Origin of the sequence: Psychrobacter sp. Pi2-51 (assembly GCF_904846665.1) — a bacterium.
GTDB lineage: Bacteria > Pseudomonadota > Gammaproteobacteria > Pseudomonadales > Moraxellaceae > Psychrobacter > Psychrobacter glaciei.
This window is the reverse complement of sequence record NZ_CAJHBP010000001.1, coordinates 17,231-42,518: the sequence shown is the minus strand read 5'-3', so window position 1 is coordinate 42,518 and position 25,288 is coordinate 17,231. Positions and strand designations below refer to the sequence as shown.

At 44.2% G+C, this 25,288-nt stretch carries 21 protein-coding genes; 9 read left to right on the top strand and 12 right to left on the bottom strand.

What is annotated here, in order from left to right:
- Nucleotides 1–11: 11 nt before the first annotated feature.
- The 6 genes from JMY08_RS00160 to ispF all read right to left on the bottom strand — a co-directional run bounded on the left by JMY08_RS00160 (nt 12) and on the right by ispF (nt 6,264).
- Nucleotides 12–1,043: an ornithine cyclodeaminase family protein gene (locus JMY08_RS00160; protein WP_201588392.1), complete on the bottom strand. Its 1,032-nt coding sequence runs from the start codon at nt 1,041–1,043 to the stop codon at nt 12–14.
- Between the two features lie 67 nt (nt 1,044–1,110).
- Nucleotides 1,111–2,070 carry an AEC family transporter gene (locus tag JMY08_RS00155; RefSeq protein WP_201588391.1) on the bottom strand — a complete coding sequence of 320 codons (960 nt, stop codon included), beginning with the start codon at nt 2,068–2,070 and terminating at the stop codon, nt 1,111–1,113.
- Between the two features lie 223 nt (nt 2,071–2,293).
- The gene (mnmG, locus tag JMY08_RS00150; protein WP_201588390.1) at nt 2,294–4,189 is read right to left on the bottom strand and encodes a tRNA uridine-5-carboxymethylaminomethyl(34) synthesis enzyme MnmG; all 1,896 of its coding nucleotides are present in this window, start codon (nt 4,187–4,189) and stop codon (nt 2,294–2,296) included.
- A 275-nt stretch (nt 4,190–4,464) separates the two neighbouring features.
- Nucleotides 4,465–5,052, bottom strand: a complete 588-nt coding sequence (locus JMY08_RS00145; protein WP_227679539.1) for a hypothetical protein — start codon at nt 5,050–5,052, stop codon at nt 4,465–4,467.
- 201 nt (nt 5,053–5,253) lie between these two features.
- Entirely contained in the window at nt 5,254–5,604 is a 351-nt protein-coding gene (gene grxD / locus JMY08_RS00140; RefSeq protein ID WP_201588389.1) for a Grx4 family monothiol glutaredoxin, read from the bottom strand.
- 168 nt (nt 5,605–5,772) lie between these two features.
- The gene (gene ispF / locus JMY08_RS00135; protein WP_189584877.1) at nt 5,773–6,264 is read right to left on the bottom strand and encodes a 2-C-methyl-D-erythritol 2,4-cyclodiphosphate synthase; all 492 of its coding nucleotides are present in this window, start codon (nt 6,262–6,264) and stop codon (nt 5,773–5,775) included.
- Nucleotides 6,265–6,541: 277 nt separating this feature from the next.
- Between ispF and mnmA the strand changes: the two genes are divergently transcribed.
- From mnmA to JMY08_RS00120, 3 genes are all read left to right on the top strand, one after another.
- A complete protein-coding gene (gene mnmA / locus JMY08_RS00130) occupies nt 6,542–7,759 on the top strand; it encodes a tRNA 2-thiouridine(34) synthase MnmA (RefSeq protein WP_413786664.1) in 1,218 nt (405 codons plus the stop codon).
- Nucleotides 7,760–7,826: 67 nt separating this feature from the next.
- Nucleotides 7,827–9,218 (top strand): adenylosuccinate lyase, encoded by a 1,392-nt coding sequence (purB, locus tag JMY08_RS00125; RefSeq protein WP_201588388.1) that lies wholly within the window; start codon nt 7,827–7,829, stop codon nt 9,216–9,218.
- A complete protein-coding gene (locus JMY08_RS00120) occupies nt 9,205–9,849 on the top strand; it encodes a DUF2238 domain-containing protein (RefSeq protein WP_227679538.1) in 645 nt (214 codons plus the stop codon). The genes purB and JMY08_RS00120 overlap by 14 nt, the downstream gene beginning before the upstream one ends.
- A gap of 25 nt (nt 9,850–9,874) precedes the next feature.
- Here JMY08_RS00120 and JMY08_RS00115 read toward each other — a convergent pair whose 3' ends face one another.
- Complete coding sequence (locus JMY08_RS00115; protein ID WP_010201200.1) at nt 9,875–10,060, bottom strand: NF038104 family lipoprotein; 186 nt, start codon at nt 10,058–10,060, stop codon at nt 9,875–9,877.
- 167 nt (nt 10,061–10,227) lie between these two features.
- Here JMY08_RS00115 and JMY08_RS00110 point away from each other — a divergent pair, with 167 nt between their 5' ends.
- Nucleotides 10,228–11,400, top strand: a complete 1,173-nt coding sequence (locus JMY08_RS00110; RefSeq protein WP_201588387.1) for a cupin domain-containing protein — start codon at nt 10,228–10,230, stop codon at nt 11,398–11,400.
- A 142-nt stretch (nt 11,401–11,542) separates the two neighbouring features.
- Here JMY08_RS00110 and JMY08_RS00105 read toward each other — a convergent pair whose 3' ends face one another.
- The 3 genes from JMY08_RS00105 to JMY08_RS00095 form a co-directional block, all read right to left on the bottom strand.
- Nucleotides 11,543–12,232, bottom strand: a complete 690-nt coding sequence (locus JMY08_RS00105; RefSeq protein ID WP_201588386.1) for a 1-pyrroline-5-carboxylate dehydrogenase — start codon at nt 12,230–12,232, stop codon at nt 11,543–11,545.
- A gap of 11 nt (nt 12,233–12,243) precedes the next feature.
- Entirely contained in the window at nt 12,244–15,519 is a 3,276-nt protein-coding gene (gene putA, locus JMY08_RS00100; protein ID WP_201588851.1) for a bifunctional proline dehydrogenase/L-glutamate gamma-semialdehyde dehydrogenase PutA, read from the bottom strand.
- 742 nt (nt 15,520–16,261) lie between these two features.
- Entirely contained in the window at nt 16,262–17,557 is a 1,296-nt protein-coding gene (locus tag JMY08_RS00095) for an NCS2 family permease (RefSeq protein WP_010201193.1), read from the bottom strand.
- Nucleotides 17,558–18,167: 610 nt separating this feature from the next.
- Here JMY08_RS00095 and tolQ point away from each other — a divergent pair.
- The 5 genes from tolQ (at nt 18,168) to JMY08_RS00070 (ending at nt 22,635) form a co-directional block, all read left to right on the top strand.
- On the top strand, nt 18,168–18,896 hold the full coding sequence (tolQ, locus tag JMY08_RS00090; RefSeq protein ID WP_189584860.1) for a protein TolQ: 729 nt from the start codon (nt 18,168–18,170) through the stop codon (nt 18,894–18,896).
- Nucleotides 18,893–19,351, top strand: coding sequence for a protein TolR (gene tolR / locus JMY08_RS00085; protein WP_201588385.1), 459 nt, complete (start codon nt 18,893–18,895; stop codon nt 19,349–19,351). The genes tolQ and tolR overlap by 4 nt, the downstream gene beginning before the upstream one ends.
- A gap of 75 nt (nt 19,352–19,426) precedes the next feature.
- Nucleotides 19,427–20,431, top strand: coding sequence for a cell envelope integrity protein TolA (locus JMY08_RS00080; protein ID WP_227679537.1), 1,005 nt, complete (start codon nt 19,427–19,429; stop codon nt 20,429–20,431).
- 61 nt (nt 20,432–20,492) lie between these two features.
- A complete protein-coding gene (locus JMY08_RS00075; RefSeq protein WP_201588384.1) occupies nt 20,493–21,242 on the top strand; it encodes a TonB C-terminal domain-containing protein in 750 nt (249 codons plus the stop codon).
- 91 nt (nt 21,243–21,333) lie between these two features.
- On the top strand, nt 21,334–22,635 hold the full coding sequence (locus tag JMY08_RS00070) for a PD40 domain-containing protein (protein WP_201588383.1): 1,302 nt from the start codon (nt 21,334–21,336) through the stop codon (nt 22,633–22,635).
- A gap of 172 nt (nt 22,636–22,807) precedes the next feature.
- Here the strand turns inward: JMY08_RS00070 and JMY08_RS00065 are convergent, their stop codons facing one another.
- Together JMY08_RS00065 and JMY08_RS00060 are read right to left on the bottom strand one after the other, a co-directional pair.
- Nucleotides 22,808–23,440, bottom strand: a complete 633-nt coding sequence (locus tag JMY08_RS00065) for a c-type cytochrome (RefSeq protein ID WP_201588845.1) — start codon at nt 23,438–23,440, stop codon at nt 22,808–22,810.
- An 89-nt stretch (nt 23,441–23,529) separates the two neighbouring features.
- Nucleotides 23,530–25,131: a flavin monoamine oxidase family protein gene (locus JMY08_RS00060; RefSeq protein WP_201588382.1), complete on the bottom strand. Its 1,602-nt coding sequence runs from the start codon at nt 25,129–25,131 to the stop codon at nt 23,530–23,532.
- Nucleotides 25,132–25,288: the final 157 nt, after the last annotated feature.

The following is a 25,288-nucleotide window of genomic DNA, read 5'->3' as shown; positions in this document are numbered from 1 at the left end:
GATAAACAGTATTACCAATCCACTGATGAACCGATATTTTTTTGTACAGCCTGCTTGGCAATATACAGAGCGACTGCCGCATCGAAACTGGCGGCACCTACTGATTTAAATAGGGTGATGCCTTTTTTAGACTTAGTCGTATCTTCTTTTAGCTCACCTGTTACCAGCGCTTGTAAATCACCACTAAGGTCATCCCATGTCCATGCGCAGTCAGAAGCATTATGCGCTTGAATCAAATCGCCAGCCTCGTGACGACTACCAGCCAAATCATCCACGACGACCATATTACTACCTGCTACCACATCATTGCTAATCTCTTTCATCGAGGGCTGATAAGCACCAACGGCATTGATATGTGCATCAGATTTAATTTGTTCGATGCTAAATAAGCCTTCGGTTGCGCGAGTCGCTACGTTGATAATATCGGCATCACGGATAGCTTCACCGATCTCTTTGCAAACCTGAATCTCGACGTCCCACTGCGCATAATCACGAGCAAATTTAGTCTTAAATTGCTCAGCACCTTCATTGTTTCTGTTCCATAAATACACTTTTTTAATATCAGGGCGCACTGTCATTACAGCATGCAGCTGCTCATAAGCCATACCGCCACAACCGACAACTGCCACACTTTGGCAATCAGACTTTGCCATGTATTTGGTTGCGATACCTGACAATGCCGCCGTGCGCACTTGCGTAATATAGATGCCATCCATAATCGCTAATATCTCACCCGTATCATTGTTGGAGACAGTGATGATAGCGGTGGTCGTTGGCATATTACGACTGGGATTATCAGGGCAAATGGTGACTAGCTTCACCGTGGCGTACTCTTGGTCACCATCATAAATAGTCGCTGGCATTGATAAATGCGAGCCTGAGCTGTGATTCTTATCTTCACTAAAGGTCTCAATAACCAAGCGCTCAGGTGCTTTAACCCAACTAGGATGTGCTGCTTGCTGAGTTAATAAGCTTTCAATCGCCTCAATCGCAGCCTGCATATTGAGATGTTCGGTCACTACCGCTTGATTTAATAATTGCATTGACATGGCTCCTCTTTGGATTTTTATTATTGAACTCGTCTCTTATCTTATCATGTTAAAAAGGGTGCTACATCAGCCCCAATGCACGCAACGTTGCCGCGCCAATCGCCATTCCAAACATGCCTACGACGGTGGTAAAAGCTAAGATATTCGCCGCTAACACATCATTGCCACCCATGGCTTTTGCCATCACGTAGCTGGCGGCAGCTGTGGGTGAGGCTGCCATCAAAAACAATACACCCATATGCACACCTGATAGACCAAAACCCAATCCAATAGCGATGGCGATCAATGGCGCAATGACAATACGACCGATACTGGCCTGCATGGACAATCCAGAAGGGTGCAACATTGACTTCAAATCAATACTGGCACCGGCACAAATCAACGCTAACGGCAATGCCACCGCGGCGAGTAAATCACCAGTCGTATGAATCACACCTGTAATAGGTGGTAGCGGTAATGCCTTATAAGCAAATGCCGCTACCAATGCGATGATCAATGGGTTGGTCAACAGCTTTTTGACAATCATAGTACTGCGACTAACCCACGTATCATCCATACTTTTAGACACGCGGCTGAGGGTTATAACCGCTAAGATATTAAACAATATCGTCACCACACCCATATAGACTGCGCCTATGCTTAAGCCCCGCTCCCCATAGGCATTAGCCACCGTTGCCAGTCCAATAATGGCCATATTGCTCCGAAATATACCTTGTACAAACACCCCTTGATCAGCCGGTTTGCTCACAAAATATTTGGCGTAAATCTCTGCACCAATAAACAAAATGAATGTCACCAAAATACCAGCCACTATCAGCGTGATTTGTTTGCTGTAATCGACATCACTATCGACAACGCTAAAAAAAAGCAAACACGGCAAACAGTAATTAAAGACAAAGCTCGATGCTTGGTCAATAAACGTCTGGCTCGCCTCACCACGTCTTTGCATAAAAAAACCCAACCACATCAAGGCAAGGTTGGGCAGGACAATAGTAATGGCAAAGACAATAGCATCAATCATAAATAGGCTCAATTCGATGACAAGCCCATCATAATATGGACATCAACGAGATAAATTAACAAGTAATAATGAAACTTTCTGACCCAGTATAGAGACAAAGTAGCCTGTAAAACAAGGTTGTGTCGTTTTCTTTTAATGGCAACTGTATTTTTGACAAATAAAAACCCGTGATAACGTATTATCACGGGTTTTTTTGTACTCTATATGCGTGATTTTGCTAAGTTTAAGAGCCCAAAGCCGCTTTCGCTTTTTTGTGCTTTTTAACCGTCATTGCCAACAGCTGTATGGCAGCAGGCGTAACGCCGCTCACACGTCCAGCTTGAGCCAGCGTAGCAGGACGAACTTGCGTGAGCTTTTGCACAATCTCATTTGATAATCCTGATACCACACTGTAATCAAAGTCTAGTGGCAGTGCAGTATTCTCTAGACGCTTCATTTGATCGATGTCTTCTTGCTGACGATCGATATAACCTGCGTATTTGACAGAAATCTCTATCTGCTCACCCACCTGTGTGTCGACTTTTGAGTCTGTAATAGCAGCTATATCAGCAAAGTGAATCTGCGGACGCTTAAGCAAATCAAAGGCTGTCGATTCTTTAGAGAGCACTTCACCAGTTTGCTCAGTGACTTGTTTGCCTAACGCATTGGCAGGTGTTGCCCACATGTCTTTTAGACGTGAAGTCTCTTTCGTAATCGCTTCCATTTTTTCTTGATAAGCCTGCCAGCGCACATCATCTACCAAGCCAAGCTTACGACCCGTCTCAGTTAAGCGTTGATCTGCATTGTCTTCACGTAGCAGTAGACGATATTCTGCGCGGCTCGTAAACATACGATATGGCTCAGTCGTACCATGGGTAATCAAATCATCAACAAGCACACCAAGATACGCTTCATCGCGGCGCGGTGTCCACGTCTCAAACTCACTATTATTAGTGGTGACGAGTGCCGCATTAGTACCTGCTAGTAGACCCTGCACGCCCGCTTCTTCGTAGCCAGTCGTTCCGTTGATTTGACCAGCAAAGTATAAACGATCAATAGACTTGGTCTCAAGCGTTGGCTTCAAGTTTTGCGGATCAAAATAATCATATTCAATCGCATAACCTGGGCGAGTAATATGCGCATTTTCTAACCCTTTCATACTATGAATAAAGTCTAACTGCACATCAAACGGCAAACTGGTTGAGATACCGTTTGGATATAGCTCATGCGTGGTCAGACCTTCTGGCTCAATAAAGATTTGATGGCTGTCTTTATCCGCAAAACGATGGATTTTGTCTTCGATCGATGGACAATAACGTGGACCCACACCTTCGATTTTGCCAGAAAACATCGGCGAACGATCTAAATTCTCACGGATGATATCATGAGTACGCGCGTTGGTATGCGTGATATAGCAGTTGACCTGCTCTGGATGCATAGACACATCACCCATATAGCTCATGACTGGTAGCGGTGTATCACCCGGCTGTACGGTCATCACACTAAAGTCAACGCTACGTGCATCGATACGCGCTGGTGTTCCTGTTTTTAGACGACCAACGGGTAATTTCAATTCACGCAAACGGTCAGCCAGCTTGATAGATGGTTGATCTCCTGCGCGTCCACCCTTTGAGTTTTCAAGTCCGATGTGAATAACACCGCCTAGGAAGGTGCCTGAAGTCAAAACCACTGTTTCAGTCTTAAAGATAATGCCTGTCGAGCTGACAACCGCCGTTGCGCGACCATTTTCTACCAAAATATCATCAGCACCTTGCTGAAATAAATCTAGGTTGGGCTGGTTCTCTAATGTATGGCGAATAGAAGCCTTATAAAGAATACGATCCGCTTGCGCACGTGTCGCGCGTACGGCAGCACCTTTACGGCTGTTCAATACGCGAAACTGAATACCCGCTTTATCAGTTGCTAGCGCCATGGCACCGCCCAACGCATCAATCTCACGTACCAAGTGTGATTTACCAATTCCGCCAATCGCTGGATTACAGCTCATCTGCCCCAACGTCTCAATATTATGCGTCAACAGCAAGGTCTGCGCGCCCATACGTGCGGCTGCCAAGGCAGCTTCCGTACCGGCATGACCGCCACCGATAACTACCACGTCGTAATGTTTTGGATATTGCATGCATGCCTCGCTTGAATGACGATATTTCTGGCGACAAGTTATGGATTATTGACCATAACTCGTCGCGTGATAATAAATAGGCGTCAATCGTATTTTAAGAACGGATAAGGTAAATCGCCAAAACCCTTTAGAAACAAAAGGAGCTTAATAGACAACTGGTCATTATAACAATTTTTTGATGCTTAAAAAACGTTACTGCAAAAACTATTGAAATTAAGCTTTCGCAGTACCCTTTAACCCATGAGCACTTTCTCGCAAATGCTAAATTATCATGATTACTTCAGGTCTAAGCTGTTACCAGGACTCAGCGGTACAATACGATCTGCCTGACCACTACCCAGCATATGATGGCTACCATAACCCTCTGGATTGATCTGTAAATAAGCATTCATCAAACCAATGGCATCACCATCATCACTGGCTAAAATCTGTTCTTTAATCATATCTACTGGCGGCAATGGCAAGTTTTTAAGTAGTGCCAAGCGCTGATCGTTATCCCCTTTATTGACAACCAGCTCAATAAGCTGACGGGCATCAATCGGTAGATCTGGTGTGTTTTGTGCCAGCAAAGCTAAATGGTAAGCACCTGCCGTATCTTGATCCGCAACGACACGTTGTTCGATAGCAATATAAGTGCCTTCAGTCGCACCACCCGCCACACTGAGCTGATGAATACATTTGAGTGCTGAGTTTGGCTCATTACCTGCAATTTCTGAAATGCGCGTCGATTCACTTTTTAAGTAATCACGGCGCTTTTCAATCGCAGCTTGCTCGGCGGCTTCTTGCTGCTTATTTTTTTGATCATTTTCTTGATCAGCAGCTTGTGGTTCAGTGAGTTCATTATTATTTAATTTAGTATTCATAAGGCTCTCTTATTATGTAAACTGGGTTTATCTTGAACACTATATGGGGTTAAAACCTATAAAAACAATCAATTGCATAGACAATAAAAAACCCGAGCAGCCAGTCCAATCTTTTAAGAGAGGCTACTCGGATTCGCTGTGCTTCATTATTGTGCGACTATTATTTAGACATTAATACAGTCCAATAAAAGCGCTTAAATATTAGGCAGCAGGGCTGTTTGCTTCAACCAACGGTTTAAGCTCACCTGATTGATACATCTGCAAAATGATATCTGATCCGCCCATCAGCTCGCCATCAATCCATAACTGCGGGAACGTTGGCCAATTGGCAACTTTTGGCAACGTTGCACGGATTTCTGGGTTTTCTAAAATATTTACAAAGGCAAACGGACGACCGATCTGAGTAAGAACCTCAATCGATTTAGCAGAAAAGCCACATTGTGGAAATTGCGGCGTGCCTTTCATGTATAAGATAACTTTATTGTCACGGATTTGATCACGGATCAATTGTTCAACATCGTTTGCAGCAGTATTTGGGGTTTGTTCACTCATAAAAGCTCCTATTGATAAAGCGGTTCATTAAAATGGTTATTTATATAATAAAACAATTATATGAAGATATGGGGCAATCGTCATAGTATTACAAGCAGAATCTACATATCGATTCAGCCAATCATTCTTTTGGTCAATCGCTCTCTAGCTAGGTTCGATGACGTTAGGTTAGATGACAGGAACTAATAATACCACGGCATTAGCCATGATGCCTTCTTGCCGACCGGTAAAGCCTAGTTTTTCAGTGGTGGTCGCCTTAACGCTGATATTTCCAATATCAGTATGTAAATCACTGGCGATATTGTCACGCATGGCTTGACTGTGCGGTGCAAGCTTTGGACGTTCGCACATTACTGTGATATCAGCATTGCCTAGCCGATACCCTGCTTCTTGTACTTTACCATAGACATAACGTAGCAAGACTCGTGAATCCAAGCCTGCATGCGCCGCATCGGTATCAGGAAAATGTTGACCGATATCACCAAGTGCAAGTGCACCAAGCAGCGCATCCGCGAGGGCGTGTAGCACTACATCTCCATCAGAATGCGCAAGCAAACTGTGGGTATGCTCAATGGGCACGCCCGCTAAGATGACATATTGCTGCTGCTGACCATTATTATGAAAAGCATGAACGTCGATACCTTGACCAATTTTTATCATTATTATTCCAAATTGAGCGCGATTAAAATAATTGAAAACCACTATCTGAATTTTTAAAGCTATTTTCTGACGGTAAGACCGCTTAGCTCGCCACCAGTTTTAATTAACTGGTATAATATGACGCTTATTTTATCATAATACCCAGTCTAAGAGATAAGTCCAAAAGATAAGCTGAGATTATCAAATCGCTAAGCCTGTTACCCTAGGGGTTACATTAATTTCAGTAGTCGTTCAAATTTGGATAAGGTATAAAAAGTTGAGCCGCTCTATGTCAGTCATGCCAAATACTTCAAGCATACCCGTTTCTGATTCTTTTAACGCCCAGCGTACTTTAACGCTTGCCGATATCGATAATCCTAGCAGCAAGCATGTGATTGTCGGTATGTCAGGCGGGGTCGACTCTTCCGTATCGGCCGTTTTGCTTCAGCAAGCAGGCTTTAAGGTCGAGGGTCTGTTTATGAAAAACTGGGAAGAAGATGACGGTACCGAATACTGTACAGCGATGGACGATTTGGCCGACGCGCAAGCGGTATGCGATAAAATTGGTATGAAGCTGCACACGGCCAATTTTGCCATGGAATATTGGGATCGGGTTTTTGAGCATTTTTTGGCCGAATACAAAGCTGGACGTACACCCAATCCAGATATTTTATGTAATAAAGAGATTAAGTTTAAGGCGTTCTTAGACTATGCTTTGACCCTTGGTGCCGATTACATTGCCACTGGTCACTATACGCGCCGCAGCGTCAATTATAAAAACGACAACGGTACAGAAGTTGCGCAACTATTACGTGGCTTGGATAATAACAAAGACCAAAGTTACTTCTTACATGCCGTTGGTGGCGATAAAATTGCCAAGACGTTATTTCCAGTTGGCGAGCTCGAAAAACCTGTCGTACGTCAGATTGCAGAAGAGCATGATTTGGCGACGGCCAAAAAGAAAGACTCTACAGGCATCTGCTTTATCGGTGAGCGTCGTTTTAAGGACTTTTTACAACAATACCTGCCTGCCCAAAAAGGCGATATCGTGACTGACGATGGTCATACAATTGGTACTCATGATGGACTAATGTATTATACCTTGGGTCAACGTGGCGGTATCGGTATTGGCGGTGTCAAAGATCGTCCTGAAGAACCTTGGTTTGTATTGGCAAAAGACCTAGACAAAAACCGTTTGATCGTCGGTCAAGGACACGAACATCCAATGATGCTCAGTAACGAGCTAACCGCTTATAAAATGGATTGGGTTGATGGTCTACCACCTGCGGAAGTGTTTACCACAGAGGGTTTACTCTGTATGGCAAAATCTCGCTATCGCCAGCCAGATCAAGCGTGTCGTGTATTTGCGACAAGTGCTGACGGAAGTGATGTCCGCGTGGTGTTTGACGAGCCACAACGCGCAGTCACTCCCGGTCAATCAGCAGTCTTTTATATTGATGAGGTTTGTTTAGGCGGTGGCGTGATTGCTTCAATTGATGCGCCTTGCGGATTTTAAGCATATTTTTTCTTGTATTTTAATATTTTTTAACTTCATTCACTTTCATAACCAATGAGGCATGACCATGACTCCACTTACCGCACTCTCCCCGATTGATGGCCGTTACGCATCAAAAGCTGACAGTTTACGCCCTTATTTGTCTGAATTCGGTCTAATCAAAGCTCGCGTCACCGTTGAGATTCGTTGGTTGCAGTCATTGGCTGACAACAGCGCAATTGGTGAATTAGCAGCATTTGATGACCAGACCAATGCTTTTTTGAATGCAATCGTTGATGATTTTAGTGAAGCAGATGCGCAAGCCATTAAAGACATTGAAGCCACGACCAATCATGATGTAAAAGCCGTTGAGTACTTCATCAAAGACAAATTCCGTGGTCAGGAGGCCTTGGTTGATTCGCTAGAATTCATTCATTTTGCTTGTACCAGTGAAGATATCAATAACTTATCGTATGCGTTGATGCTCAAAGACAGCCGCGAGATTGTGGTTGCTAAGATGCAACAAGTGACCGATAGCATCGTTGATTTGGCTATTACTCATGCAGACCAGCCTATGCTGTCACGTACCCATGGTCAGACCGCTAGCCCAACAACCCTTGGTAAAGAAATGGCAAACGTGGCCTATCGCCTAGCCCGTCAAATCAAACAAATCAACCAAGTAGAGCTATTGGGTAAAATCAATGGCGCGGTTGGTAACTACAATGCGCACTTCTCAGCTTATCCTGATGTTGATTGGCAAACGCATGCTGAGCAATTTATTAATGAGCGTTTAGAGCTAGCCTTTAATCCTTACACCACGCAAATTGAGCCGCATGATTACATCGCTGAGTTGTTTGATGTAGTAAGACGCTTCAATACCATTCTGATCGATTTTAACCGTGATATTTGGCAATATATCAGCTTAGGCTATTTTAAACAGCGTCTAAAAGATGGCGAAGTGGGTTCTTCTACCATGCCGCATAAAGTAAACCCGATTGATTTTGAAAACTCAGAAGGCAACTTGGGCGTTGCTAATGCGATGCTTGCTCATTTGGGTGAAAAACTACCTATCTCACGTATGCAACGTGATTTATCAGACTCAACCGTACTGCGTAATATCGGTGTTGGTCTGGCGCAAAGTATGATTGCTTATGATGCTTGCTTGAAAGGCGTTGGTAAACTTGAATTGAATGCACAGCGTTTGAATGACGACTTAAACAATGCACAAGAAGTATTGGCTGAGCCGATTCAAACCGTGATGCGTCGCTACCGTGTGGAAAACCCATATGAGAAGCTTAAAGCATTGACCCGTGGTAACGCCATGACTCGCGAAGCCATGCTAACGTTTGTTGAAAGTGATGAGTTGTCTGCCGTTAGCGATGCGGATAAAGCACGCCTACGTGACATGACACCAGCGACTTATATTGGTAATGCTACTGAGCAAGCCCTTACCATTAAAGATTGGATTGCAAAACTTTAAATCAGTAGCTGTCAGTACCATTGCGGTATTCATCGTAATGGTGCTGGCAAGTATTGAGCCTCTAGAATGGTCAAGCTACCTACTACATCAGTTGGGTACCTTGATTTTTTTAGGGTTGATGCTACTAGCCTACCGCTATTGGCATATTAGCTCACGCTCTTATGTTCTCGCTTCAATATTTCTATTCGTTCATATCATCGGTGCACGTTATCTATATTCATATGTGCCCTATGATGATTGGACACAGCTCATATTTGGTGTCAGCTTAAACGATTTGTTTGGTTGGCAGCGCAATATGTATGACAGGCTCGTACATTTTAGCTATGGGCTTTTGCTATTCAGTGCGATGGTTGAGAGCTCAAAATTTATCTTTAAGATATCATCCATCAAACTTTTGATAGCCATTGCACTCATGATTAATATGTCATCAAGCCTGCTTTACGAGCTATTAGAATGGGGAATTGCAGCGACTTTATCGCCAGAAGCGGCAGAGGCTTACAATGGTCAGCAAGGTGATAGTTGGGATGCCCACAAAGACATGGCATTAGCACTACTCGGTGGGCTAATTGCTGCGGTGATTACTCTATTTCAAATTCGTCATGATAGGGCTATGATCAACGTGATCAAGTAGCCGAAAACAATAGCCGAGTAATAAACTAATCATCTTTTTTGTCGTCATCACTGTCGCCCGGTATGATGGCTTTACCCACAGCGACGGTACCTTTAACCACACCTTTAGTGGTTTTATAAGCGATTTTAGCTGGTACGGTTACTATCTTGTGTACACAGGCTTGTAGTAAAAAAATACTAGCGATAATGACGATAAAATGTAATTTTTTCATAAACTTCCTACGATTGATGGGATGCTCTGATATTAGCCATTAACAAGTAGTAATTAACGTCAATAAGACTGGTTATCAGATAAGCGATAATCATAAACTATTAAAACCTTCCTATAAAGCACTCCTCACGATTAATCTTATACCCATTTTCAGATATGGACTTATCAATGACCTCAATTCCCCTTTGTTTGCCCGACGCCATTACTCCTGAGCAATTTTTGAGCGAGTATTGGCAGAAAAAACCATTGCTTATCAAGCAAGGTTTACCACAACTTATTGGCATGTTTGAACCTGATGACATGCTTGGTCTAGCCCTTGAAGAAGATGCCAGCGCGCGTCTGCTGACCCAAGCAGCCAGTAAAAAAGAAGGTCAAGCGCAATGGCAACTCAAAAAAAGCCCATTGGTTGAAGCTGATTTTAATAAATTACCAGATCAATGGACCGTATTGGTGCAGAATATGGAACAGTGGTCACCAGAACTTGGTCAATTGTGGCAAGCCTTTGACTTCATTCCGCAATGGCAACGTGATGACATCATGGTTTCTTATGCGCCAAAAGGTGGTTCAGTCGGCAAACATTATGACGATTACGATGTGTTTTTAGCGCAAGGATTTGGGTCTAGACGTTGGCAGCTGGGTAAATTCTGTGATAAAAATACTGAGTTCGTCGCCGATGAGCCGATTCGATTGTTTGACGATATGGGCGAGATTATATTTGATGAAATACTAGAAGCTGGTGACGTGCTTTATGTGCCGCCGAAACTATCGCATTTTGGTGTCGCACAAGATGATTGCCTGACTTTCTCTTTTGGCTGTCGTCGTCCAAACTTGATGCAAATCATCGATAGCTTGGCTGATATCGCCACCAACGATAGCGATTTATTTATCCCAATGCTGTTGCCACAAGCGCTGCAAGCATCAGGTGAATTGCAAGCGAGCAGCATTAATGCCATCAAAGATCAGCTGTTACAAATGCTACAGTCTGAGCGTGGTGAGGATATCATTCGCCAAGCAGTGTCTGAAGTCGTGAGCAAGCGCCAGTATGATGCACTGATGCCAGAAGAGACGTTAGACACCGATGAGCTGATACAAGCTCTAGCAGAAGGTGCCACGTTGCAAGCGGACTATAGCAATCGTTTACTCTATAGCCAGACTAATGATGGCGTCGTGCTATACGCAAATGGTCAACGCATTGATGGGCTTGACGAGGCAGCAGTCGCTGTATTGGTCCGTTTGGCGAATGGCGAACACCTAAATAGCCAAGATGTCGCCGATATTGATGCAGATGATTTGAGCGAATGGCTAGAGAACGGCTGGGTGTGGATCGACGCGGCTGAATAACTTTGCATGAAGTTGCACTTAATTGGCTTATCTAGACATGAGAAAACCGATACCTGATTGATTCAGATATCGGTTTTTTTATACATATTACTTTTTAAGTTAGAGTCTTTATTGTGACATCAGACATTACTTAAATCCTCGGCTAAGTACCAAGCTCAAGCAAGCTCGCATTACCACCAATAGCAGTGGTATTAATCGTTCTTACCCGCTCAGTGACAAAACGATGGAGGTAATCAGGCGTTAGCATCTCTGACATGCCTTCCATATCGGTCACAGCAATTACTTGCGTCAAAATACCATCCGTATTGGCAAGCTCTTGACTGATTGTCTGTATTTCGCTGTTATTACCTGCAACAGCAACTTGCGCGAGACGGTCAATGTATAACAGCGTGATCGTTTGCGAATCATTAGCCACACTCAATACATCATCGCTAATGCCAGTATCATAAAGCACTTTTGCTGCTTCATCACACATCTCGGCCTGACTAGGACAATGCAATATCACTTCATTGCCCGTCAATAATGCAGCGATTAGCTGTCCAAGTACTGCCATTGCACGCGCAGACTCACCGCCGATAACCATCGTCTTACCACGACCAGTGACATATAAGTCGTTGGACTCACCCGTTGCACCCGTCATACGCTGTACTTCATCCAGACTGGGCGCGGCGCTCAATAAGTGATGGAATAGACGCTTTGCCTTGTTGACATCACCAGTCAGCAGCGCCAGTTTTGGGATGGCTGCTTGTAGATACGTTGCACGATTGACTGCGCCAAGTAATCGCCAAGCTTCACAAACCTGGGCATGATTTTTTTTAAATTCAGTCGCCATGTTGCTGCTCCTTATGCGATTTCTGGTTGAGTAAGTGATTCAGTTTTAGTATTGGTAGCAGTGTTTTGCTCAGTAGCACTTGTTTGCTCAGTAGCGACTGACTCAGAGCTTAGCTGCATGAGACGGGCAACGTAATGTGGACCACCCGCTTTTGGACCCGTACCCGATAGACCACAGCCACCGAACGGCTGTACGTTTACGACCGCGCCGATTTGGTTACGGTTGACATAGGTATTACCGACAAAGGCACGACGTTCAATATGCTCAACAATATTTTCAATACGGCTGTGAATACCTAGCGTTAAGCCAAAGCCAGTAGCATTGATAGCATCGATAAGCTTGTTTAAATCACGGGCTTGATAACGTAGCACATGTAATATCGGGCCAAAGTGCTCACCACCAATCACGTCGATACTTTTGACTTCAATCGCGGTTGGTAACACAAAGGTAGACTGCTCTTGACTGACAACCGAGCTGGCACTCATCGGTGTCTGCGCCAAGATATTAGCCGTTGGCTCAGCGACCATGCGTTCGATATGCGCCTCAAGACCTTGCTTGGCATCATTATCAATGACTGGGCCGACATCGGTAGCTGCATACAGCGGGTTACCCACGACTAGTTCAGCCATATTGCCTTGCAGTAGCTCGATCAACTCATCAGCCACTTCTTCTTGTACACAGAGTATGCGACAAGCTGAACAACGCTGACCTGCCGAACCAAAGGCAGACAGTACGGCATCTCTGACCACTTGTTCAGGCAAGGCTGTTGAATCGACAATCATGGCGTTCTGACCACCTGTCTCAGCGATAAACACGGGCAACTCCCCGCTGGCTTGCGCATGATCATTTAGACTTTGATTGATACGTTGCGCTGTTTGGGTCGAACCAGTAAAGATGACACCAGATAAATTGTCAGCGGCGGTTAATGCCCCACCCACTTCACCTGCTCCAGTGACAAACTGTAGCGCCTCGACTGGCACCCCAGCTTGATACATCAGCTGCGCACCGAAATGCGCGATTAAACTGGTTTGCTCAGCAGGTTTTGCGACAACGGTATTACCGGCGGCAAGTGCTGCCACAATCTGACCGGTATAAATAGCCAATGGGAAGTTCCAAGGGCTAATGCATACAAAGGTGCCGCGCGCTTTATACACTTGACGCGACTGCTTGCCAGATAAATCAGTAAACTCATGCGCTTTTGCGTCTAAGCGTTCCGCTTCATCCGCATAAAAACGGCAGAAATCAACGGCTTCTTTGATCTCATCAATACTGTCTTGCATGGTCTTGCCAGCTTCAACTTGGCACAAGGCCATTAGTTCAGCATAGTTTTCTTCGTAGAGGTCAGCAATTTTGCGCAATATTGCCGCACGTTTTGCCGCTGGCACTGCTTGCCACGCGCTTTGTCCAGCTACTGCGGCATCAATGGCTTGACGCGCCAACTCTGCATTGGCGTATTGTACGTCGCCTGCGATAACTTCATGATTCCACGGCGCACGCACTGTATGACTATCAAGCTTTTGAGCTTTACCATCCACTGAAGAGTCATGAATTGCTTGCCCATTGATGATAGGAGACGCTGACCATGTCTTTGTTAAATGACTGTCAATCGCGGCTTTGAATAATAGCCACTGCGACTCTACAAATATATTGGGACCAAAGCTGGCACGGCGATCACCATAAATCTCTAAAGGCAACGGAATCTCTGGATTGTTTAATGTGTCATTGGCTACTAGCTTGTCATACGGGTGCACCGTCAGCTTATCAATCGGATAAGACTTATCTAATAACTGATGCACAAATGAGCTATTTGCACCATTTTCAAGTAAACGACGTACTAGATATGGTAGTAAGTCTTTGTGCGCACCAACTGGGGCATAAATACGAACAGGGATCTTGTATGTTTGTAAGATATGGTCATAAAGCGCATCACCCATGCCATGCAAACGCTGAAATTCAAAATCTCTATGCGCACTCATGGTCATCACTGATGCCAAAGTATGAGCATTATGGGTCGCAAATTGGGGCCAAATAAGTCCGCGCAGATGCTCAGACAACAAGAAGCGAGCACAGGCTAAATAAGCGGTGTCCGTACCTTCTTTACGTGTCCAAACGGGATATCCTGACAAGCCTTTTTGTTGGGCAAGTTTAATCTCAGTATCCCAATAAGCGCCCTTAACCAAGCGTAACGGGATACGATCGCCAACTTCTTTTGCCAAGCGTGCAAGCCAAGCAAAAATAGCAATGGCGCGCTTAGAGTAGCCTTGCACCACTAGACCCAGTCCATCCCAACCAGCGGTTAGCGAATCACGATAGAGCGACTCAAACAGCTTTAGAGATATCTCAAGGCGATCGGCTTCTTCGGCATCGATACTCAAATCCACATCCACTTCGCGTGCCGCTTCGATCAGCAATAAGCAACGCTGACGCAATAATCCCAACACCTGAGCTTCTTGCGTGGCTTCATAGCGTGGATGCAGTGCAGACAGCTTGATAGAAACTGACGGCTTTGGCATACCCTCTTGAACTTTGACATTGGCAGTCGCTTTAATCGCATGCAAATAGTCATTGAAGTATTTTTCAGCGTCTCTATGGGTAATCGCCGCTTCACCCAGCATATCGAACGAATAGGTATAGCCTTTATTACGATACGGCTGACTGTTTTTGTTGGCGTCTTCAATCGTCTCACCAAGGACAAACTGATGCCCCATAATACGCATGGCTTTTTGCATCGCCGCCCGAATCATTGGCTCGCCCATTCTTTTGGTCATTCGATCCAAAAACCCTGAGGCAGTCGTGCCGTTGTCGATACTGACGACACGGCCGGTCATCATCATGCCCCACGTCGAGGCATTGACCATAAAACCATTGTCATCTTTTAAATGCTTTTTCCAATCCGCCACACTCATTTTGTCACGAATCAGCGCATCAGCTGTATAGTTGTCTGGCACCCGAATCAAGGCTTCAGCCAAACTCATCAGCAAAATACCTTCTTGCGTATCAAGGCTGTATTCAAGTAATAATGAATCGACCATTTTGATCGCTTTGCCATCATTACGCACATACTCAACCAGCTGGCGCGTCTGGTCACTCGCAGCTTCACGCTCTTCGTCACTCGGTTTGGCGAGTGGCAATAAGTCAGACAACCAGCGCTGCTCATCAACACTATATAACGGTGAGATGCGTGCATACAGCTCATCTGCAGACAGGTCAATATAGTCTGGCGATAGCATATCGACAGGATTAAATAAAATCGGCTCTTTCGGGGTAAACTGCTCTACTGGGTTCATACCAACTCCATCACTATCGTCTAAAAACCATGATAAATGGTCCATGAGGAAAACTGAGCGCTCTGGTTCACTGTCTATAACCCTACCATATTTAATAGAAGTTATTGACTGTGACTCACAGCAATAATCAAAAGACCAAACGGCGCCATCGTAAAACGAGCAAATCCAGCATAAGCTGGAAACGTTTAAGTAGGTCGTTCGAGTGTTAAACGGGCTACGTTAACAATATAAAGGCAACAACGAACCGTTAAGCGGCATTAGTGCCTTCTTCTTGTTAGTAGTGAAAGGAGTTCGATTAATGGTTCAAGGCTGAATATCATTAGGACAATAATCTATCGATTATCATGCTAATAAGCCAAAATCTACCATCTTATATGACGCTAATTCACTGTAAGAAAAACCTCTACGGCGTTGATTGAGGTGATGCGCTTAACCTGGCTATGGTATCATGAAAAAAAATTTCAAACTAACGATATTTAGAATTTAAGACAATAAATATTTACTTTAAAAACAATTAGTTATAACCGTCATAACAGCAATGACGCTTTAGTTATAATTTTTTGTTTACTATTGGTCATTAATTGTTTTGTAGAGCATAGAATTTCGGTTAGTTATCGCAAGGCACTTTACTTGAAACACAAAAAAAACCCTCCTTATTAATCCATAATAAAGAGGGTCAGAATATACGTAATGCTAGTATGGTTAGCTACATGATATAGACGATCCACATCACGTTAGCGACTTATAGAAGTACCAGCTTTGCCAATAAAATGGCTGTCAAAATCCACACTGGAATCGTAATTTCAGAGAACTTGCCTGTCATCAACTTCACCGCTGTAAAGGTAATAAATCCAAGCGCAATACCATCAGCGATAGAATACGTGAGCGGTGTTAGTAATAATACCACTGCTACTGGTGCTGCTTCCGTCAAGTCTTCCCAATTAATATCTTTGAGGGTGAACAGCATCAATACCGACACATAGAATATCGCCCCTGCGGTTGCATAAGCGGGAATCATACCCGCTAATGGCGCAAAGAAAATACTGAGCAAGAATAGCACACCAACCGTCACAGCCATCAGACCAGTTCGACCACCTGACGCCACTCCTGACGCACTTTCAATATAACTGGTCGTTGACGAAGTACCCAGCATGGCACCAGCAACCGTAGCCGTTGAATCAGCCAATAGCGCTTTGTCCATATTAGGAATATTGCCGTCTTTATCAATGAGGCCTGCTTTATTGGCAATACCAACCAAGCTGCCTGCTGTATCAAACAAATCAACGAATAAGAAAGCAAAAATAACGCTAATCATGCCAATATCAAACGCGCCTGCGATATCAAGCTGCATGAGTGTTGGCGCAATCGATGGCGGTGCCGACATAATACCCGTAAACTGCGTGTTACCAGTAACCAAACTGATCAAGGTGATCAGCAAAATACCAATGGTTACCGCACCTGGGACTTTTTTATACACCAAACCGATGATAATAAAGAAACCGAGAGCAGCCATCATAGGGGCAAATGCAGTCATATCACCAAGCATGACCAAGGTCGCATCACGACCTACGATGATGCCAGAGCTTTGCAGGGCAATAAATGCCAAAAACGCACCGATACCAGCAACGATACCTTGCTTAAGGCTCGTTGGAATGGCATTAATAATCCATTCGCGAATCTTGAATAAGCTTAAAAGGATAAACAGACAACCAGATAGAAATACTGCTCCTAACGCTGTCTGCCATGCATAGCCCATACCCAGCACCACACCGTAGGTAAAAAAGGCGTTTAAGCCCATACCTGGCGCTAATGCCACCGGCAATCTGGCATAAATACCCATAATAAAGCAGCCTATTGCTGCTGCCAAACAAGTAGCAACGAACACCGCTCCTTTGTCCATACCCGCTTCTGCTAATACATTGGGGTTCACAAAGATGATGTAAGCCATCGTCAAAAAGGTAGTAATACCGGCAAGAATTTCCGTTTTGACCGTGGTGTTTTCACCGTTGATCCCAAAATAGCGTTCAATTGCATTCATAAGTGTCGCGCCCAGCTTGCTAGTGAAAGAACAAATTCATTGGTGCCTAAAATAAAGATGACGTCAACAAGCAGGTTGCGACGTCATAATCAAAAGGCAGCGGTAACAAAGAGCAACATTTTAGAGAAAATGAGATACAAATTCAATCATTACCCGTGCCTTGCTGGTTTATTATGGAAATAAGGCTGTCTTGGCGTTTAAATACTGGATAATAGTTGTATTACTGCCCAACCCTGCCTTTAAACCCACCTTATATCGACGAAAATTACATCTCTATCAATAAAATGCAGTTTTTTTCGCTTTAACCTTTTAAAAAAATGACCTTTTCTTCATTTAGCAGTACACTAGTCGGTTGATATAAGTGTGCATAATGCATTGATGCTTCATAGTATGATCGTTTTATCGATTCTGCACGCTGTGCTATACGAAAAATATTATTCGTGCATAATATGAGTGTATTTTGTTGAATACCTTCTATTATTACCAGCTTGTGTTACCAGCTATTACCAGCTTAGTTTCGATGCCCTATATTCTATAGTTGTTAGAGGTCTTATCTGGTCTACGTATGGCGCGTATACCAGTTATTGTTAATTACCCGTGAGTCCAATACATGCCTGAATCATTAAATATTATCGACCTTATCACCCAAGCCAGTCTATTGGTACAGATTGTGATGGCGCTCTTATTGCTAGCGTCTTTGCTCAGCTGGGTCATTATTTTTCGTATGAGTGCACGACTCGGTACGGCTAAGAACTTTGATCAACAGTTCGAGACTTGGTTTTGGTCGGGTGAAGATTTGGCAAAGTTGTACCAAGGCGTGCAAGGCTCCCCTGAGCGCCAAGGACTTGAGCAGATATTTTATGTGGGCTTTTCTGAATATCTCAGGATGCACAAAAAACGTCAGCCGAAAGATGACATTATCGATGGGGTTGAGCGTAAGCTTCGGGTCGGCTTAGGACGTCAACAACAGTTACTAGAATCTGGGCTCACTACCTTAGCCAGCATCGGCTCAGTTGCCCCTTATGTCGGCTTATTTGGCACCGTATGGGGCATTATGAATGCCTTTTTGGGACTATCCCAAACTGAGCAGGCAACCTTAGCCTCTGTCGCGCCAGGCATTGCTGAAGCATTAATCGCCACGGCCATGGGTTTGTTTGCGGCTATTCCTGCTGTGCTCGCGTACAACCACTTTACGGCCAAATCAAGCCGTTTGTATGATTCACGCGCACTATTCTGCGATGAGATGACCGGTATGCTCCAACGTGAGACAAGCGTCCAAAGCGTGGTAGATAGAGACAGCGCACTTAATGGCCATGCAGGTCAGGTGACAGGGCTATGAAACCAAACCCCTATCGCCGTGAAAAAAAAGCGCTGAATGCGGAGATGAACGTCGTTCCTTATATCGACGTGATGCTGGTGCTACTGGTGATATTTATGGTAACTGCGCCGATGCTGATCACCGGCGTCGACGTCGAGCTACCAAAAGAGCAAACCAATACCATGAGTCAAAGCCAGTTACCCGTGATTGTCTCTTTAACCGATAGTGGCGAGATTTTTATCAGTTATGAAGACAATGTTGACCTGCCGATTAGTGAGCCAGAGCTGATTAACACCTTGTATAATTTGCAGGCGCAAAGCAGCGATGCGGGCGCGCAGCCTTTACAGGTCATGATCAATGCCGATCAAAACAATCAATATGGCGCTATCATGACCTTGATGGCAAGCTTGCAGCAAGCAGGTATCCAAAAGGTGGGATTATTAACGGGCGCACCCTTGCCCACACCCTCATCATAATGAATCCTATTGTTAGCACCGCTTGTTATAATAAAGTAGATAATCTGATGAACCTCATCCTCCAATATCATGTCCATGAGTATCACTGCCATGAATGATGCGCCTGCTGTTTATGTGCCGACCCAACCTGAAGGCAATGGGCTGACACTGCCTACGCTCCTCAGCTTGCTTGCACATGGTCTGGTGATTGGCATACTTATTTATACCTATCAAAATACAGAAGTTGAAACGGTAGGTAGCTTAGAGACCGTCATGGTATCCCCTGAACAGCTGGCTGAGATGCAAGGGCAAATCCTTGCCAATCGAGCCGCTGCTGCCAGTGCTATGCAAGCTGATAGTGGTACGAGTGGCTCATTCAGTGATATGCCAGAGAACACGGCTGACGGTAGCGCTAGCATTCAAAACCCCAACCAACCAAACTCTCAGCGCGTGCCTGTTTTTACACGCTCTGACGATCCTGCCAGTCGCCCGATGCTAATGAGTGAAGAACAGCATCAACGCTTACTTGAGCAAAATCAAGAATATGAGCGCAATATGGCTGAATGGGCAGCACAGCTAGATGAGTCGGTAGTAGAAGAACACAGTCAAGTTGAACAAGATAAAAGACAACAGCTCATCGAAGAACAAAAACAGCTTAGGGATTACCGTAATAAACAAAACAACCCGCCTAGAATTACACGCCCTACTGCTACTGATAAAAATTTAAAAATTGATACTGGCAGCTCTGGCAGTGCCAGTAAAAACTTTAGCTTATCAGAAGATGGTGAGTCGACTGTATCTAATGGTGGTAGTGGCAGCAGCAGTAATAGCTCCTCTCGTTCTACTGGTGAATTCAAAAGTGCTATATTAAGTAAAATTCAAAGCAAACTTAATACCCCAGTCGAAACACAGGGTCTGACCACGTCATTGTCTCTCAAATTAGATGCAAGAGGCAATGTGAAGTCTGCAAAGGCTAGTGGTTCAAACGCCGTCGTAAACCAAGCAGTTGAACAAGCTGCACGCGCTGCTAGCCCATTACCCATCGATTTAGATAATCCTGCAAGTTTTGCAAATTTAACAATTAACGTTACTATTAATTAACCTTGTAAAGTCTCTAACTCTATATCGTTAATGATTTTCTACTATCTTAAGGTTCTGGTTTATGAGTTTGAACAATACTCACAGATTACGTAATATTTCGACTTGGCTACTATTGGTCTTTTTTTTTCTACCCTTTAGCTACTCTTTCGCTGGTGCATCACTAGAAAGTAATAACCTCAAAAATGGTTTTATGGATCAAAAGGCTTTGTTTGCCGCTATCACTACTAAAAAACATGGTTTAAGTAATGAGAGTAACAACCCCAGAGAATCTTATGAAAATAATGTTACAACAGCTATATTAGAAAAAATCAAACGTAAGATTACTCTACCTACTTCTACCCCAGAATCGACAACTACTTTATACTTTAAGTTGGATGAAAAAGGTAATGTGTTATCTGTTAAGGCTCAAGGTGCAAATCCTGCTGTAAATCAGGCAGTGGAAAAAGCCGCTCTATCTGCTAGTCCATTACCCATTGGCTTAAATAAACCTGAAAGCTTTAAAGACTTGATAATTAAAATTAATGTGACTAATAATAACCTCACAGAACCTACTAAAAATAATGTGATAACAGCTATTTTAGAAAAAATTAAACGTAACATCACTTTACCAGCTGCTACTCAAGGATCGGCAGTTACTTTATATCTTAGGTTGGACAAAAAAGGCAATGTGCTATCTATTAAGACTCAAGGTTCAAATGTCATTGTAAACCGAGCAGTAAAAAGAGCAGTCTTATCTGCTAGTCCGTTACCGATTGGCTTGAATAAACCTGAAAGCTTTAGAGACTTGGTAATTAAAATTAACGTTCAATAAAAAACACCTAACGCTGTACAGTTAATCTCACTATAAATAATAATTAAGCCTGTATGATGAACCAATTATTTCTATTTTAGGATATTACTTCATGAAGCTATCTACACATTCTATCCTTCGTGCCACTTCAAGCCTGTTGTTAATCACTCCCTTGTTATCAGTGCCTGCTTATGCAGCTGAATCAATGGTGCTCGATATGACTGTTATCGCGCCAAGACAACAAAACCAAGTGGCTTTTGTGCCGTTTGCAGGTGATTCTGTGCTATCGCCGATTATTCTCAATGATTTGAGCAAAACTGAATTAAAGGTGACCAGTAAAGATTTGCCACAGCAGCCGCGCAGTATTAGCGAGCTGTCAGGCACATTACCGGTTTGGCAAAGTATGGGGATTCCTTACCTAGTGGTCGGTAATACCCGCAGCAACCGCGGTAAAGTGGTCACCGATTACGAAGTGATTGATATCAAATCTGGCCGAGTGATTGAAGGCAAGCAAAGCTTAACGGCTGACAATAATAAAGAAAGCATGCGCTATGCCGGTCACGTCATCGCTGACAAAGTTTATGAGCTGATTACTGGTATTCCAGGTGATTTCTCCGGACGTATTGCTTACATCGAAGAAGTTGGTACTGGTAAAGAAAAAGTATCGCGCTTAAAAGTCATGGATGCTGATGGCGAAAACGCTAAAACCATTACTGAAGTTGCTGGTTCTATATTCTCCCCATCGTGGTCACCAGATGGTAATCGCATCGCCTATTCTGTACAGCGCGATAAATCATATCCTGTTATTTATGTACAAAACGTGAGCGGTGGCAGTGCAAGTGCTTTGACGCCATTTTCTGGTAGCAATTTAAGCCCATCATTCTCACCAGATGGCAGCAAGATACTGTTTTCTAGCAGCTTTGAAGGCAGTGCTGATATTTATGAGATAAGTGCTAGCGGCGGTAAACCTAGACGAATCACCAATTGGCCAAGCAGCGAGGTACAGCCAAGCTATGCACCCGATGGCAAATCTTTTGTATTCGTCAGTGACCGATCAGGATTTAACAAACCACAGATTTACCGTTATGAGTTTGGATCAGGAAATACGACCAAAGTATCAAATAGCGGTTATGCCACTAGCCCGCAGTTTAGTAGCGATGGCTCACAAATTGCCTTTTTAAGTGGTCGCTCAGCGGCTATCATGAATAGCGGCGGTGCTATCACTACGAATTTGGGCAATACGGGTATCGATGAAGCACCGAGCTTTTCGCCTAACGGTAAGCGTGTGGTCTATGCTTCTACCCAAGGCGGCAAAGGCATATTAACCATCAAATCACTGAACGGTGGTGAGTCATTCGGTAAGTCTGGTCAAGGCACTATTCGCTCACCAGTCTGGTCATCCAGCCCTAAATAAACCCTCTCACTCATTATCTTTCTTAATCCATAAAGCCTTGCCTATAAAAAAGCGCCTAATAAATAATTAGGCGCTTTTCTATGTTGCAGAGAATGGTTAAGTCGTTCTTGTATTAGGGCGCGTCCTCAATTTAATCGAGCATTCTCTAAATAGGCTAAAAAAGTAAACACGATTATTCGTCACTCGGATCACCCGCTGATGGATTGGGATGCCGCAGTTTTGCCACATCTTCAGCGGTAACGGTATCGGTAAAACCATTTAGGTCACTGAGCACATATTGAGTAACCGCAGCCATCTGCGCATCGTTCATCATCCCATGGAATGACGGCATACCTCGAAAGCCATTAATCAAGATATCGATGATGTAATACTTTGATTGCATCTTACTGTTATTCGCCAGTGGTGGATAATAGCCTGCGCCATCAGCACCCTCGCCTTTGTGCATATGACACGCCGCGCAAGAGTCGTGATACAGCTTTTTGCCATCTGTCGTCACAAACCCATTTGTGCCTTCAAACTTTGCGTCCCACTTAGTAATACTTGGGTCATCTTCCATATTGGGCAATGAGCTGTCGTCGACAATATTGATAGGAGGTGCATTAAGCTCCTCACGGCTCATATAAACACCGCCCCACGCACCCGTATTTCGGCTTTCTTGATAGTCATTGGTTGTTAGGGAATCCTGATCTTGCACACTGGAAACCGTTACTTCATCATCTGACTGTTGACTACAGCCCAACAGTGCTGCACTGCTTATCCCACTCAGCAGCATCACCGTCAGCAGTTTGAGTGTCATGTCTTTCATGACTTTTTTCTTCAAGATTGCCTTTTTCACGATTGCATTGTCCATGATAGCCTCTGAATTTTGTAGTTATTCATATTAACCAAGCGTTATTAAACAATCATTTTTGCTTTTTTATGTAGGCGCTTCGCGGCATCCATACCAGATAAAATAGCGCCTTCTTGCCATGCCGGAATGTGTGAGCAATGCTCGCCCGCCAGCACAATACGATTATCAATACTGCACAAGGTGTCGTAATGCTGACGACGGGTCGACTCATTCCAAATCCCATAACAGCCAAGCGTCCATGGGATACGGTGCCAGACAACTGATGTCCCTGCGCGGAATTCTTTTGGATACTGGGGATGGATATATTTACCATAAGCAAGCGCGACATTAATGCGTTCTTGCGGTGTTAAGCTATTAAACTTATAAGACGTAGGACCATAACCATACGCGCCAAGTAACACGCCCGTACCGTCTTTGAACATATTTTGTGACGGATAGGCAATTTGCGCAATGGGCATATCGGTATAAGTCAGACCACCAAATATCCACTCATCTTCTTCCCAAAAGCGACGGTTGAACTCTAGACCAACTTTATAAGAGGTTTCGTAAGGCACAGCGGCCATCGCCTGCTTCATCGGTTTTGAGACATTGATATCAATCTGCGTCAGCACCGTTAGCGGAATATTGCACACGCACCAATCTGCACGAATGGTCTTGGTGGCACCATCTGGACTGTTGCTGTCGACATAATCGACGGTGACGCCACTGTCATCTTGATGGATTTTAGTGACCTTTGCATTAAATTCAATCATATCGCGGCATTCACGAGTGAACGCATCACCGATTTTACCCATGCCGCCTACCGGCTGAAACATGGTTGGTTGGTGAGCATAAGTCATATGATTGCCATAAATATCTGCCCACATACCCGAATCCAATATCTCACTGATTGGCAAAGGTTTTGACGGTTTTGCATCGGGCATCAAGCCACCGCCGGGAAAGACACTAAAGCCACGATGTTTACTGGTTTCATTACTGGCGCGATAACGATAATCTTTATCGAGCACACCCCAACCTTTTAAACCTTCTAATAGCTTTTCTTTGTCCTCAGTATTGACCGAGCGATCAAGACCACCGACGTTGACTGACTTTGATAGCAGCTCCGCGACATGACCTTGAATATCGTTTTTCACATCACCCAAACGCTGCGGTACACCATTGAAATGATCAGTACGATGCAAATAAGCGCGATCATTGGTTTGGATAAAGGGCTGCATTTCAACGCCGAACTGTTTGCAATAATGGAAGACGGCATAGTGATGGCTTGGTAGACGCCACGGCCCACCATTAAAATAATTGCCCTCTTCAAAATCACAGGTGACTTCTTCACCACCAAGCTCGGTATATTTATCACCGCTGTTCAATGTCCAACTACGACCGCCGCCACGATTTTGATATTCGAGTACTTTGACATCGTAGCCCGCTTTGCGTAACTCATAAGCCGCGGTCAGTCCGCCAAGACCCGCACCAAGAATGACGATACTAGCGCCCGGAGGTGCACCTTTAAGATCCATGGTCTCTTTAAAACTCGACTCTGACGCAAATCCTAACGTCGTCATTGCCTGATACATCGCTGTCGCGCCTGCGGTTTTACCAATCATCGAGAGCAGTTGGCGCCGCGTTGGTGATTGAAGCATGTCTTTCATAATAATGTCCTTAAAGTAGACGTCATGTATAACGGTAGGCAATCGTCTTTGGCATTTTGCTTTTATTATCGGCTCAGTTTATCTCGAACGTTTGTCTTGCCAAGCCTTAATGCATTACCGTTTTAACCTTAATTCTCGTACTGTAATCAGCGTCTAG